Source organism: uncultured Lutibacter sp. (genome assembly GCF_947495725.1).
Lineage (GTDB): Bacteria > Bacteroidota > Bacteroidia > Flavobacteriales > Flavobacteriaceae > Lutibacter.
In genome coordinates, this window is the sequence record NZ_CANLZZ010000003.1 from 404,014 (window position 1) to 417,685 (window position 13,672).

Annotated in this window: 8 protein-coding genes and 3 tRNA genes; 4 read left to right on the plus strand and 7 right to left on the minus strand. The window is 30.5% G+C overall.

What is annotated here, in order from left to right; genetic code table 11:
- Window positions 1-93: 93 nt before the first annotated feature.
- The gene (locus tag Q0776_RS08770) at window positions 94-975 is read right to left on the minus strand and encodes a LysR family transcriptional regulator (protein WP_298367163.1); all 882 of its coding nucleotides are present in this window, start codon (window positions 973-975) and stop codon (window positions 94-96) included.
- 76 nt (window positions 976-1,051) lie between these two features.
- Here Q0776_RS08770 and hutH point away from each other — a divergent pair, with 76 nt between their 5' ends.
- Both hutH and Q0776_RS08780 read left to right on the plus strand, forming a co-directional pair.
- On the plus strand, window positions 1,052-2,599 hold the full coding sequence (hutH, locus tag Q0776_RS08775) for a histidine ammonia-lyase (protein WP_298367165.1): 1,548 nt from the start codon (window positions 1,052-1,054) through the stop codon (window positions 2,597-2,599).
- Between the two features lie 10 nt (window positions 2,600-2,609).
- Window positions 2,610-4,625, plus strand: coding sequence for a urocanate hydratase (locus Q0776_RS08780; protein ID WP_298367167.1), 2,016 nt, complete (start codon window positions 2,610-2,612; stop codon window positions 4,623-4,625).
- 435 nt (window positions 4,626-5,060) lie between these two features.
- Here the strand turns inward: Q0776_RS08780 and Q0776_RS08785 are convergent.
- The 4 genes from Q0776_RS08785 to Q0776_RS08800 form a co-directional block, all read right to left on the minus strand.
- Window positions 5,061-5,134, minus strand: a tRNA-Arg gene (locus Q0776_RS08785).
- Window positions 5,135-5,142: 8 nt separating this feature from the next.
- Window positions 5,143-5,217: transfer RNA gene (locus tag Q0776_RS08790), tRNA-Pro, on the minus strand.
- 22 nt (window positions 5,218-5,239) lie between these two features.
- Window positions 5,240-5,323: transfer RNA gene (locus tag Q0776_RS08795), tRNA-Ser, on the minus strand.
- A 101-nt stretch (window positions 5,324-5,424) separates the two neighbouring features.
- Window positions 5,425-7,479 (minus strand): HDIG domain-containing metalloprotein, encoded by a 2,055-nt coding sequence (locus tag Q0776_RS08800; protein WP_298367169.1) that lies wholly within the window; start codon window positions 7,477-7,479, stop codon window positions 5,425-5,427.
- Window positions 7,480-7,716: 237 nt separating this feature from the next.
- Here Q0776_RS08800 and Q0776_RS08805 point away from each other — a divergent pair, with 237 nt between their 5' ends.
- Window positions 7,717-8,892 carry an acetyl-CoA C-acyltransferase gene (locus tag Q0776_RS08805; RefSeq protein WP_298367172.1) on the plus strand — a complete coding sequence of 392 codons (1,176 nt, stop codon included), beginning with the start codon at window positions 7,717-7,719 and terminating at the stop codon, window positions 8,890-8,892.
- 9 nt (window positions 8,893-8,901) lie between these two features.
- Window positions 8,902-9,672 carry a C40 family peptidase gene (locus Q0776_RS08810; RefSeq protein WP_298367174.1) on the plus strand — a complete coding sequence of 257 codons (771 nt, stop codon included), beginning with the start codon at window positions 8,902-8,904 and terminating at the stop codon, window positions 9,670-9,672.
- Between the two features lie 49 nt (window positions 9,673-9,721).
- Here the strand turns inward: Q0776_RS08810 and Q0776_RS08815 are convergent, their stop codons facing one another.
- Window positions 9,722-10,996: a tetratricopeptide repeat protein gene (locus Q0776_RS08815; RefSeq protein WP_298367176.1), complete on the minus strand. Its 1,275-nt coding sequence runs from the start codon at window positions 10,994-10,996 to the stop codon at window positions 9,722-9,724.
- A 27-nt stretch (window positions 10,997-11,023) separates the two neighbouring features.
- Window positions 11,024-13,537: a DNA gyrase subunit A gene (gene gyrA / locus Q0776_RS08820; protein ID WP_298367177.1), complete on the minus strand. Its 2,514-nt coding sequence runs from the start codon at window positions 13,535-13,537 to the stop codon at window positions 11,024-11,026.
- Window positions 13,538-13,672 lie beyond the last annotated feature (135 nt).

The following is a 13,672-nucleotide window of genomic DNA, read 5'->3' on the forward strand; positions in this document are numbered from 1 at the left end:
TAATCGATGAAAATAATCTCATTTTTAACAAAGGCACAAAATTACAGAAAGTAATTAAAAATATTTCTACTAATTGAATTGATTTATTGTTTTTTATAAAATAAATTCAAGAATTTTTTCAAGTATTGGATTTCTATTATTCTTACTCCAAACAGCCGATAAAATTGTTCGATGAGGAATTGACCCCAACTCAATAAATTTAACATTTAACCCATACCCTATTTGTAATGAACTTGGCACAATAGATATTCCAAAATTATTTTCAACCAATTTATAAATTGAAGAAGCATGTACTGTTCTATGATTTACTGCTGGACTAAAACCATAATAATCAAATATTTGCATTATTTTTTGATGATAATTAGGACTATATGATGGATCGAACATTATAAATGATTCGTCCTTTACTTGCGCAAGATCTTTAAAATTTGAAGCATTTAAAAAGTGATTATTTGGTAATACCAAAGAAAATGTATCCTCCAAAATTGGAGTAATTTCCAAATCGTTTGGTACACGTTCTAATCTTACAAATCCAATGTCAATTTCCTGAGATTGCAAACTCTCTAATTGTCTTTGATTATCCATTTCCTTTAAATTAAAATGAATATTTGGAAATTCACTTCTAATTTTAACCAATAATTCTGGAATTATATTTTGCATTGCCGAGCCAACATAGCCAAAATTCAAATTTCCATCTACACCATCATGTATTCTTTTAGAATTTTTAAAAATAGAATCTAAAACCTTTAAATTAACTTCCAATTCCTTTTTAAGGTACATTCCGGCTTTTGTCAATGTAACATTTCTATTATCTCTATAAAATAATTCAACACCCAAATCTTCTTCCAGTTGCTTAATTTGCCTACTTAATCCTGGCTGAGAAATAAACAATTTATCAGCAGCTTTTCTAAAATGCAGCTCTTCGGCAACAGCCAAAAAGTACTTTATATGTCTAATTTCAATTTGATAACTCATAGTTATTATTAATTGATTTAATTAGTATTAATAAGCATCAAATATAATCGTAAATTTGAATAAAACCTTATACAATATGTTTAAATACGGAATTGATCATTTAACAGTTGGTAAAATTTTGCAAATTTTAAATGGCAAATCAAAAGCAGTTATTACTGAAAAAGCACTTGAAAACATTCTAAATGCCCATAAAATAGTTTTAAGTACAGCTAAAAAAGATAAAGCTGTATATGGAATTAATACAGGTTTTGGCCCATTATGCGATACTAAAATTTCAAAAGAAAACACGAGCGAATTACAACGTAAAATTTTATTAAGTCACGCAGTTGGTGTTGGAAATCCAATTGAAAAAGATATTTCTAAACTAATGCTAATTTTAAAAGTACAATCACTATCAAAAGGATATTCTGGTATTTCCATTGAGATCTTAAAACGTATTATTTGGCATATTGAAAATGACATTATTCCTATGGTACCAGAGCAAGGATCGGTTGGAGCCTCAGGAGATCTTTGTCCATTAGCTCATCTTTTTTTACCTCTAATTGGTGAAGGTGAAGTTTATTATAATAATGAATTAACAGCTACTAAAAAAGTGCTTAAAAAGTTTAATATAAAGCCTTTAGAATTACACCCAAAAGCAGGTTTAGCACTAATAAACGGAACACAATTTATTTTGGCACATGCAGTTATGGCAGTTGATAAATTATATAAGTGTTTATCTCACGCCGATTTAATTGGGAGTTTAATGATAGAAGGTTTAATGGGTTCACAAACACCATTTTATAAAGAATTGCATGAAACAAGACCTTTTAAAGGTAACATACACGTTGCTAGTAGAATGCGATTATTCCTAAACAATTCTGAAATAGGAAATTCACATTCTAATTGCGGAAAAGTTCAAGATCCATATTCTTTAAGGTGTATTCCACAAGTGCATGGTAGTTCTAGAAATGCCTGGTTACATTTAAAAGAAGTTGTTGAAATTGAAATGAACTCTGTAACTGACAACCCCGTAATTATTTCTGAAGATTTAATAGTTAGTGGAGGAAGTTTTCACGGACAACCTTTGGCAATGCCATTAGATTATGCTTGTTTGGCTGCTGCCGAATTGGGAAGTATTTCTGATAGAAGAACTTATTTATCTTTAGAAGGAAAATATGATGGTACTCCCCGATTATTATTAAAAGACACTGGATTAAACTCTGGATTTATGATCTTACAGTATACTACTGCTGCTTTAGTTAGCGAAAATAAAGGTCTTTGTTTTCCAGCAAGTGCAGATAGTATTCCAACCTCATTAGGTCAAGAAGATCACGTAAGTATGGGTTCTATTTCTGGAAGAAAAGCATTAAGAGTTATTGATAATTTAAATAAAATTTTAGCCATTGAATTACTTTGTGCCGCACAAGCTTTTGACTATAGAAAACCTTTAAAATCTAGTATTATTTTAGATAAAGTTCATGAAGAAATAAGAAAACATATTTCACATACAACCGAGGATAGAATTTTCGCCTTGGATATTGAAAAATCAATTAAAATTCTAAAATCTAATGTGTTACTAAAAATAGTTAAAAAGAATATTAATAAATTTAGTGCATTTGATACTGAATTTGAAACGTATTAAAATATAAAATATGGAAGATTTAAATTACACATCATTTCAAAAAGATATAATTGCCGGAATTCCTTCTGAATTACCAGAACTAAAACCATATCCTAAAAATAGTAATTCTGCACCCAAAAGAAAAGATATTCTATCTAAAAATGAAAAAGAATTAGCTATAAGAAATGCATTGAGATATTTTCCAAAAAAATGGCATAAAATACTTTCAAAGGAATTTGCTGATGAGTTAAAAAATTTCGGACGAATTTACATGCATAGATTCAAACCAAATTATGACCTCTTTGCACGTCCTATAGATGCATATCCGGCTAAATCTAAACAAGCTGCTGCAATAATGTTAATGATTCAAAATAATTTAAATCCTGCTGTGGCTCAACATCCCGATGAATTAATTACCTATGGAGGAAATGGAGCTGTATTTCAAAATTGGGCTCAATATTTACTTACAATGCAATATTTAGCAACTATGACAAATGAGCAAACATTACATCTATATTCTGGTCATCCAATGGGTTTGTTTCCTTCTTCTAAAGAAGCGCCAAGAGTGGTAGTTACTAATGGCATGATGATCCCAAATTACTCTAAACAAGACGATTGGGAAAAATTTAACGCTTTAGGAGTAACACAATATGGACAAATGACAGCTGGATCTTTTATGTATATTGGCCCACAAGGAATTGTACATGGTACCACAATAACTGTAATGAATGCTTTTCGAAAAATATTAAAACCAAATGAAAATCCAGCCGGTAAAATATTTTTAACATCTGGATTAGGTGGAATGAGTGGAGCTCAACCAAAAGCAGGGAACATTGCTGGCTGTATAACAATTTGTGCCGAGGTAAATGCAAAAGCTGCAACAAAAAGACATGAACAAGGCTGGGTTGACCTTCTTATCAACTCTATGGATGAATTAATAAATCGCACAAAAAAAGCAATTAAAAATGAAGAAATAATTTCCATTGCTTTTATTGGAAATATTGTAGATGTTTGGGAGCGTTTTTATAATAAAAACATATATATTCATGTTGGATCAGACCAAACTTCATTACATAATCCATGGTCCGGAGGCTATTACCCAGTAGATTTAAGTTATGAAGAAAGCAATAATTTAATTAAAAACAATCCCGATATTTTTAAAGAGCACGTTAAAAAATCACTTGTTCGCCAAGCAAATGCAATAAATAAACATGCCACAAAAGGCACTTATTTTTTCGATTATGGCAATGCATTTTTATTAGAAGCCTCAAGAGCTGGAGCTGATATTTTTTCAGAAAATAATATTGACTTTAAATACCCATCATACGTACAAGATATATTAGGCCCAATGTGTTTTGATTATGGGTTTGGCCCTTTCAGATGGGTTTGTACATCTGGAAAACCAGAAGATTTAGATAAAACTGATGCTATTGCAGTACAAGTATTAACCGAAATAATGAAAAATTCTCCGGAAGTAATTAAACTGCAAATGCAAGATAATATTACCTGGATTAAGAATGCAAAATCAAACAAATTGGTTGTTGGTTCTCAGGCTCGTATTTTATATGCTGATGCAGAAGGACGAGTTAAAATTGCAGAGGCTTTTAATAACGCTGTTGCAAATGATGAAATTGGCCCTGTAGTTCTTGGTCGAGATCACCACGACGTAAGCGGAACCGATTCTCCTTACAGAGAAACAAGCAATATTTATGATGGAAGTAAATTTACAGCAGATATGTCTATACATAACGTAATTGGAGATAGTTTTAGAGGTGCAACTTGGGTTTCTATACACAATGGCGGAGGTGTTGGCTGGGGAGAAGTTATTAATGGTGGATTCGGAATGTTTTTGGATGGTTCAGAAGAAGCTAATACTAAGTTAAAAAACATGCTATTTTACGATGTAAATAACGGAATCGCAAGAAGAAGTTGGGCTAGAAACGAAGAAGCATTATTTGCAATTAAACGAGAAATGCAACGAAGACCCGATTTAAAAGTAACATTACCAAATTTAGTTGAAGACGAAATTCTTAGAAATCTTTTTTAATTTATTTTCAAGATTTAAAAATCATAAAGGATAATAATACGCGATCCAAACCCATAAAAGAAACATATTAAATGTTAAAAATGGATCAAAGTTAGAAGATAAACTTATAGAAATCATTAAAATTGATAATTGGATGGTTGAAGTATTGAAAATTGTTAAAAACTTAACTTGAATAATTGTTGAATTGTAGCAGATTTTGTTAGAAATAAAATTTAAGACAAAGTTCGATCTAAGCCAATTTATATAAACCTGATATCTTTTAACAACTTGAATAGGACTAAAGAATATGACTTACAGATGGAAAACAAATTAAGAACCATTTGCAAAAATCTCAATTGATCGGTAAATATCAATTTATATAATGTCCCTAAAACTACAAAACCCTGTAAATCATAGGATTTACAAGGTTTTTACACTATTTGATAAGTGCTGTAGTGATCGCGATAGGATTCGAACCTATGACCGTCTGCTTAGAAGGCAGATGCTCTATCCAGCTGAGCTACGCGACCATTTTAAGTCGGGGTGGCAGGATTCGAACCTGCGACCTCCTCGTCCCAAACGAGGCGCGATAACCGGGCTACGCTACACCCCGAATGGTTATCTGTTATTTTTTGCGGAGAGACAGGGATTCGAACCCTGGCGACAGTTACCCGTCGACAGATTAGCAATCTGCTCCATTACCACTCTGGCACCTCTCCTAAAATATGTCTATGAACGTATTTTTGCGAGTGCAAATGTAACATTAGAAATGGATTCTCACAACATTTTTCATCCTTTTTTTCATATTTTTTTTAATTATTTATTCAGGGTATTCAATTCTAAGGTGATAAATATTTTTTAACTTCTTTTTTAAAACTTTTTTTATCAATTGTAATTCCTTAAAAGTGATATCCGCATTCATAAATTGTCCATCTTCCATTTGTTTATTAACAATCTTCTCTACCAAATTATCAAATGCCTGAGCGCTAGGTTCTTTTATACTTTTTGAAGCTGCTTCTACCGAATCACACATCATTAAAATAGCTGTTTCTTTTGAAAATGGTATTGGCCCCGGATATTGAAAATATTTAATATTCACCTCTCCTCCACTCAATTTTTCTTCCATTTTATAAAAATAGTATACTAAAGATGTTCCGTGATGTGTTCTAATAAAATCAATTATCCTGTCTGGTAATCTATTCTTTTTTGCTAATTCAACACCATCAATAATATGATTTATAATAATTTGAGCACTATCCTTTGGTGTTAACTCATTATGCGGGTTAACGTTTGTAGACTGATTTTCGGTAAAATACATTGGATTAACAAGTTTTCCAATATCATGATATAATGCACCTGTACGAACCAACATAGAATTTGCATTAATTTCATTTGCCGCTGCCTCCGCTAAATTGGCAACTTGTAAAGAATGTTGAAAAGTTCCTGGAGCCTTTTCAGACAATTCTCTTAAAAGTTTAGAATTGGTGTTGGAAAGCTCTTTTAAAGACTCGTCAGACACCAAACCGAATAGTTTTTCAAATACATAAATTAATGGCAATACAAAAAGGGTTGCCCCACCATTAATTGTAAAATATATATACTTTTCCCAATCTAAATTTTGTGCGTTTCCTTCTTGAATTATAGAAAATGCAAAATAAGATACAAAGTAAACGAACGTAATTTGAAACACCGAAATAAACAAATTTGCTCTTTTATACAATTCAGAAATGGTTAATATTGTTACAATACCGGCAATTATTTGTAAGAATATAAATTCGAAACTATTTGGAACAATAAAACCCAGTAATAGTACCGTTAAAACGTGAGTAAACAAACCTAAACGAGCATCAAAAAATGCTTTTAAAACTAATGGTAATATTACAATTGGAGCAATATAAATGTATTTTGCATCGTACTTTACTATTAATGTAATTAACAATACAATTAAAATTATATTAAAAAATAGAAATGTAACTTTTGTGTTATTCTCAAAAATATCTACCCTATATTTTTTCAAAAACAACAGTAACATTAAAAATGCCAACGCTACTAAAATGGTATAACCAAATACTATCCAATTGTAGTTGGATTTACTCCAAACCTGCGATTCAAACTCACTTTTAATTGAATTCAGTATTATTAATTTATCACCTTCAACAATATCTCCTTTAAAAATTATTCGTTCATTTTCAGCAACTAAACCTTTTGTATAGGATATTTTACTAAGGTTTTCTTGTAAAACTCTTTCAGTAAAACTATCGTCAAATGTAACATTGGGTTTTAATTCGTCATAAAGAATATTCATAACAGCATTTTCTTCTTGTGTATATGGCTGAATACCCATTTTTGAATTTATAAAATTCAATATTTGATTTGATTCAAATAATTTATTGGATTCTATTTCTTGACTTTTATTTCCTTTTTTTAGTGTTATTACTTCAGGCGCATCATTTAATTGATTAATATCACTTAAATACCCAAATTCATAAATCTCGTTTCTTACTTCTTCTGCTAAAATTCTTATTTTATTCTTTTCTTCCTCATTTAAACTCGAATTTGATAATAAACTCTCAACTTTCTCATTAATAGCGGTTTTAACCTCATTAACAGTATTCTCATTAAACTCATAATAGTGCTTTGATGCTTTCGAAATTTGTTCCTTTTCTAGAGCTATTTCTTCTGCTGATTTTTGAATGGCAAAATCAAAAGGCGCATAATAATTGTCATATTCCCAAGGTTTTCCTTTCTGAAACTCGTATTTAAATTGTCCTCCTTTTGGAAACAAATAAACCACTACAATTAAAGCTGCTATGTATAAAAAAAGCTTGTATATTAATGAATGGTTGGCAAGTAATTTATTAATTATATTTTTCACGAAGTGTTTGTTTGCATTTCAAAAATAACAATTATTATTACAAAAGTATTTGCAATCTCTTATTTTTTATTCATTGTAATTACTATTTTTATTTATTTAACTATCAGTAAAATATTATTTTATAACAATTTGTCAAAAGTCTAATTTAAAATTAAAAATCATTAGTTATACAAACTAACCTATAAAACTAAAAGATTGTTTAATTTTGATTAAATTCGCACATAGAAAGATTTAATTATGAAGGAAATTGTTATTGTTTCTGTAGCACGAACACCAATTGGAAGTTTTTTAGGAAGTTTATCTGGAATTTCGGCTACAAAATTAGGCGCAATTGCTATTAAAGGAGCTTTGGAAAAAATAAATTTAAATCCAAACAAGGTGGATGAAGTTTTCATGGGAAATGTTATTTCGGCCGGTTTAAAACAAGCTCCAGCAAAACAAGCGGCTTTATTCGCTGGAATTCCAAATACTGTGCCTTGCACAACTATTAATAAAGTGTGTGCATCTGGAATGAAATCTATTATGATTGCGTGCCAAACTATAAAAGCTGGTGATGCTGAAATTGTTGTTGCCGGTGGTATGGAAAGTATGAGTAATATACCTCATTATATGTCGGGAAGAAGAGCTACTAAATTAGGAAACATAACTATTTCAGACGGATTACTTGTTGATGGATTAACTGATGTTTACGATCAAAAACATATGGGAACCTGTGGTGATTTATGTGCTAATGATCATAATTTCACAAGAGAAGATCAAGATAATTTTGCGATAGAATCTTATAACCGATCGGCAAAAGCTTGGAAAAATAATTTGTTTAAGGATGAAATTGTTCCGGTTGAAATTCCACAAAGAAAAGGAGATACTTTAATATTTTCTGAAGATGAGGAGTACAAAAATTTTAATAAGGACAAAATGGCTTTATTAAAACCCGTTTTTAGCAAAGATGGTACCGTAACAGCTGCAAACGCTTCAACTTTAAACGATGGAGCAGCAGCACTTGTTTTAATGAGTTTAGATAAAGCAAAAGAACTTAACTTAAAACCATTGGCAAAAATAAAAGGTTACGCAGACGCATCACTTGAACCTAAGTATTTTACTACTGCACCAGCAAAAGCATTACCAAAAGCAATAGAAAAAGCTGGTATTTCGCAAAATGAGGTTGATTACTATGAGTTAAATGAAGCCTTTTCAGTAGTTGGGTTAGCAAATATTAAGCTACTTAATTTAAATCCAGAAAAAGTAAATGTAAACGGAGGAGCTGTTTCTTTAGGTCATCCGCTTGGAATGTCAGGAGCTCGAATTGTAATCGCTCTTACTTCAATATTAAAACAAAAAAATGCTAAAATTGGTGCTGCTGGAATATGTAACGGTGGTGGTGGCGCAAGTGCAATTGTAATTGAACAAATGTAATTTTATTGTATGCAATACGGTATTTGTAATTTAAGTATAATCCCTGTTAGAATAGAGCCTAATGATACCACAGAAATGGTAACTCAACTTTTATTTGGAGAATACTTTAAAGTTTTAGAAAAAAGAAAAAAATGGAGTAGAATTAGAAATGCCTTCGATAATTATGAAGGATGGATTGACAATAAACAATATGAAGAAATTTCAGAAGAAATATACTCCAACATTAAAAAATCCCCTACTAACCTATCGGCCGAATTAATTGATTTTGTAACGGATAAAAATGGTGTGTTTTCAACTGTTTTAATTGGATCTAATTTACCGTTTTATCAAAATAAAAACTTACTTATTAACAATACCTCCTTTCACTATGAAGGAGAAATTTTTGACCGTTTATTACCTAAGGACTCTTTAATTGAAATAGCTTTTAAATTTTTAAACTCTCCTTATTTATGGGGTGGAAAGTCACCTTTTGGAATCGATTGCTCTGGTTTTACTCAAATGGTTTATAAGCTTTGTGGTTATAAATTATTACGTGATGCTTCGCAACAAGCAACACAAGGAGAAGTTTTAAGTTTCATTGAAGAAAGTGAACCTGGAGATTTGGCTTTTTTTGATAATAATGAAGGTGAAATTATTCATGTTGGGATTATTATGAAGGATAATTATATTATACATGCTCACGGAAAAGTACGAATTGATATGATTGACCATAGTGGAATTTTTAATCTAGATTCCCAAACACACTCTCATAAACTTCGTGTAATTAAAAAGATTATATAAAAAAAACCTCTCAAAAATGAGAGGTTTTTTTTATAATTTGTTCGTATTCTTATTTTAATTTTTCGTAAACTTCCTTAATTGCAGTCAATTTATCTTGCATATCAAGATTTTCATACAATCCCATTAAAGTTTGAACAGCATTAATATTGTCTGGTTTTAATTCATAAGCTTTTTCATAATAAGGTAAAGCTTCTTTATAAATTTCAAATTGCTGAACTTGTAATTTATCATATTTATCAAAATCAGATAAACTTTTATTCATTTCTTCAATAATTGGTCCTGCTTTTTCAATAATAGCTGCACCAATATTATTGTAAGAATCTGCATATTCTGGATTTAACTCAATTGACTTTTTAAAGAAACCAATTGCTTCGTCAATATTTCCCTGATCCATATTCATCACTCCTACATTATAATAAAGTGTTGGCTCTGTTGGATTTAAACTAATTGCTTCTTCTAATTTTTCTTTAAATTTTTCGTTATCACCAGCTTTATAATACATATTTGCCTCATCTATTAATAATGAATAACTTTCAGGAAATTCTTTTCTTCCTTCTGCAATTGTTTCAAAAGCTTTTTCATTTTGTTCTAATTTAGAATAATTTTGAGCTAAATTCTTAAAAATTAGTTCACGTCTAGAATCTTTCACCTCATCTCTTGGATTTTCAACTAAACCAAGTTTTAACTGCATCGCTCTAGCCTTTTTATCTGGATAAGCAACTTCTTTTCCAGTTTGTTTGTTTGTTGCTAAATATTCAGTTGCAATACCAGTATAATTCAAATCTAAAAGTTTAGAATATGCATTTTTAGAACTTTCATAATCCTCTCCTAAGTAGTAAACCAAAGCTGCATTATCTAAAAATGTGGTATCGGTAGAGCTTAAAGCAAAAACTTGCTCAAATCCTTTTGCCGCATTCACATAATCTTTTGGATCTTTTGATTCTGCTGCTTTTCTATAATTTTCACTAGCTCTTTCTGCTGTTTTTTGAATTAAGGCATTTTTTAATACATTAATTTCATTAGTGTATTTAAGTTTTTTAGAGTCTTTTTCAAATTTCACTAATTCATTAAAAGCCGATGCAATTGCATCAACATTTTTACCATTTCCATTTTTGTATAAAGCCATTGACTTTAAATAATAAAACTTGGCTTTGGTTTTTTGATCAGCATTTCCAATTAACCCTTCTGCTTGTTTAATTGAAGAAATAGCAGTAGCAAAATCACCTGATTTTATCGCCTTCTCTGCAGATTTAATTTCATTTTTTTGTCCGAATATTGTCATACTGATTAAAAAAGCTGACAAAATTAATAGTTGTTTTTTCATTCCTTGATTGATTTATTCTTAATATATTTATTCTTGAGCTAAATTCTCATCATTATTCTTTTCAATTTCTGTGCCATTCTCACCTTCTTCAACATCTTCTTCTTCTTCACGCATCACTTTTGCTACAGCTGCAATTGAATCATCACCTTTAATATTTATTAACTTTACACCTTGAGTTGCACGTCCCATAACTCTTAAATCTCCAACAGCCAATCTAATTGTAATTCCTGATTTATTGATAATCATTAAATCATCTTCATCAGTTACTTCTTTAATTGCAACTAAACCACCAGTTTTTTCAGTAACATTTATGGTTTTAACTCCTTTACCTCCTCGGTTTGTAATTCTGTAATCTTCTAAACTTGAACGTTTTCCATAACCATTTTCAGAAACTACTAATATGTTACTTTCTAAATTATTAACAGCAATCATACCAACAACTTCATCTTGATCATTCGATAATGTAATACCTCTAACCCCAGAAGCATTTCTACCCATTGGTCTTGTTTTACCTTCTTCAAAACGTATAGATTTACCAGATTTTAACGCTAACATAACTTGACTATCACCAGTTGTTAGTTTTGCCTCTAGTAATTCATCTTCTTCTTTAATTGTAATTGCATTAATTCCATTTAATCTAGGACGAGAATATTGTTCTAAAGAAGTCTTTTTAACTTGACCATTTTTAGTTGCCATAATTATATAATGACTATTTACATATTCTTCATTCTTTAAATCTTCGGTTACCAAGAAAGCTTTTACTTTATCATCTTGCTCAATATTAATTAAGTTTTGAATTGCTCTACCTTTTGAAGTTTTTCCTCCTTCTGGGATTTCGTAAACACGCATCCAAAATACCTTACCTTTTTGAGTAAAGAACAACATATATTGGTGGTTAGTACCAATAAATAAGTGTTCTAAGAAATCTTCATTTCTAGTACTTACACCTTTTTGTCCACGTCCTCCTCTATTTTGAACTTTATATTCGTCTAAATTTGTACGTTTTACATAACCTGCGTGTGAAATAGTAACAACAACATTTGAATTTGGAATCATATCTTCAATAGATAAATCTCCTCCTGCATATTCAATTATAGATCTTCTATCGTCACCATATTTATCTCTTATTGCTACTAATTCTTCTTTTATAATATCATAACGTCTTTCTTCGTTACTTAAAATATCTTTTAAATCTGCGATTAATTTTATAATGTCTTCATACTCTGCACGCAACTTATCTTGCTCTAAACCAGTTAATTGACGTAGGCGCATTTCAACAATTGCCTTAGCTTGAATTTCAGATAATTCAAAACGTTCCATTAAACTTTCTCTTGCTTCATCTGCATTTGAAGAGCCTCTGATAATTTTAATTACTTCATCAATATTATCACTAGCAATTATTAAACCTTCTAAAATATGTGCTCTAGCTTCCGCTTTTTTAAGTTCAAATTCAGTTCTTCTTACAACTACTTCGTGTCTATGCTCAACAAAATAATGTATTAATTGTTTTAAGTTTAATTGTTCTGGTCTTCCATTTACTAATGCAATATTATTTACACTAAATGAAGTTTGAAGAGCTGTATATTTAAATAATTTATTTAAAACAATATTTGGAATTGCATCTCTTTTAAGAACATATACAATTCGCATTCCATTTCTATCCGACTCATCTCTAATATTAGCAATTCCTTCTAATTTCTTTTCGTTAACTAAATCAGCTGTTTTTTTAATCATATCTGCTTTGTTAACCTGATATGGAATTTCAGTAACAATTATGCATTCACGACCTTTTACCTCTTCTATAGTAGCTTTTGCTCGCATTACAATTCTACCTCTACCAGTTTCAAAAGCTTCTTTAACACCATCGTAACCATAGATTATTCCACCCGTTGGAAAATCTGGAGCTTTAATATGCTGCATTAATTCAGAAATTTCAATATCTCTATTATCAATATAAGCTAAAGTTCCGTTTATTACCTCGGTTAAATTATGAGGTGCCATATTAGTAGCCATCCCAACTGCAATACCCGAAGCTCCATTAACTAAAAGATTTGGAATTCTTGTTGGTAATACTGTTGGTTCATTTAAGGTATCATCAAAATTTAATTTATGATCAACTGTATCCTTTTCAATATCTGACAGCATTTCTTCAGATATTTTTTGCATACGCACCTCAGTATAACGCATTGCTGCTGGGCTATCCCCATCAACAGAACCAAAGTTACCTTGACCATCAACCATCATATAACGTACACTCCAATCTTGAGCCATACGCACCATTGAATCATATACTGAAGTATCACCGTGTGGATGATATTTCCCCAGTACTTCCCCAACTATTCTTGCTGATTTTTTATAGGAACCTGTTGCCTTTATACCTAATTCGTGCATACCATATAATACCCTTCTGTGTACTGGTTTTAAACCATCTCTTACATCTGGTAATGCTCTCGAAACAATAACCGACATTGAATAATCAATGTACGCTGATTTCATTTCATCTTCAATATTTATTGGAATCAGTTTTTCTCCGTCTGCCATATGTTTTTTAATTTATTTTAGTGTCTTAATTTAACAAAGCAATATACAATTTTTCACTTTTTTACAACCTAAATCACCCAATGTTTTTATATTATTTATTAACAATAAACAACAACACAAGAGTAGCTTTACAAT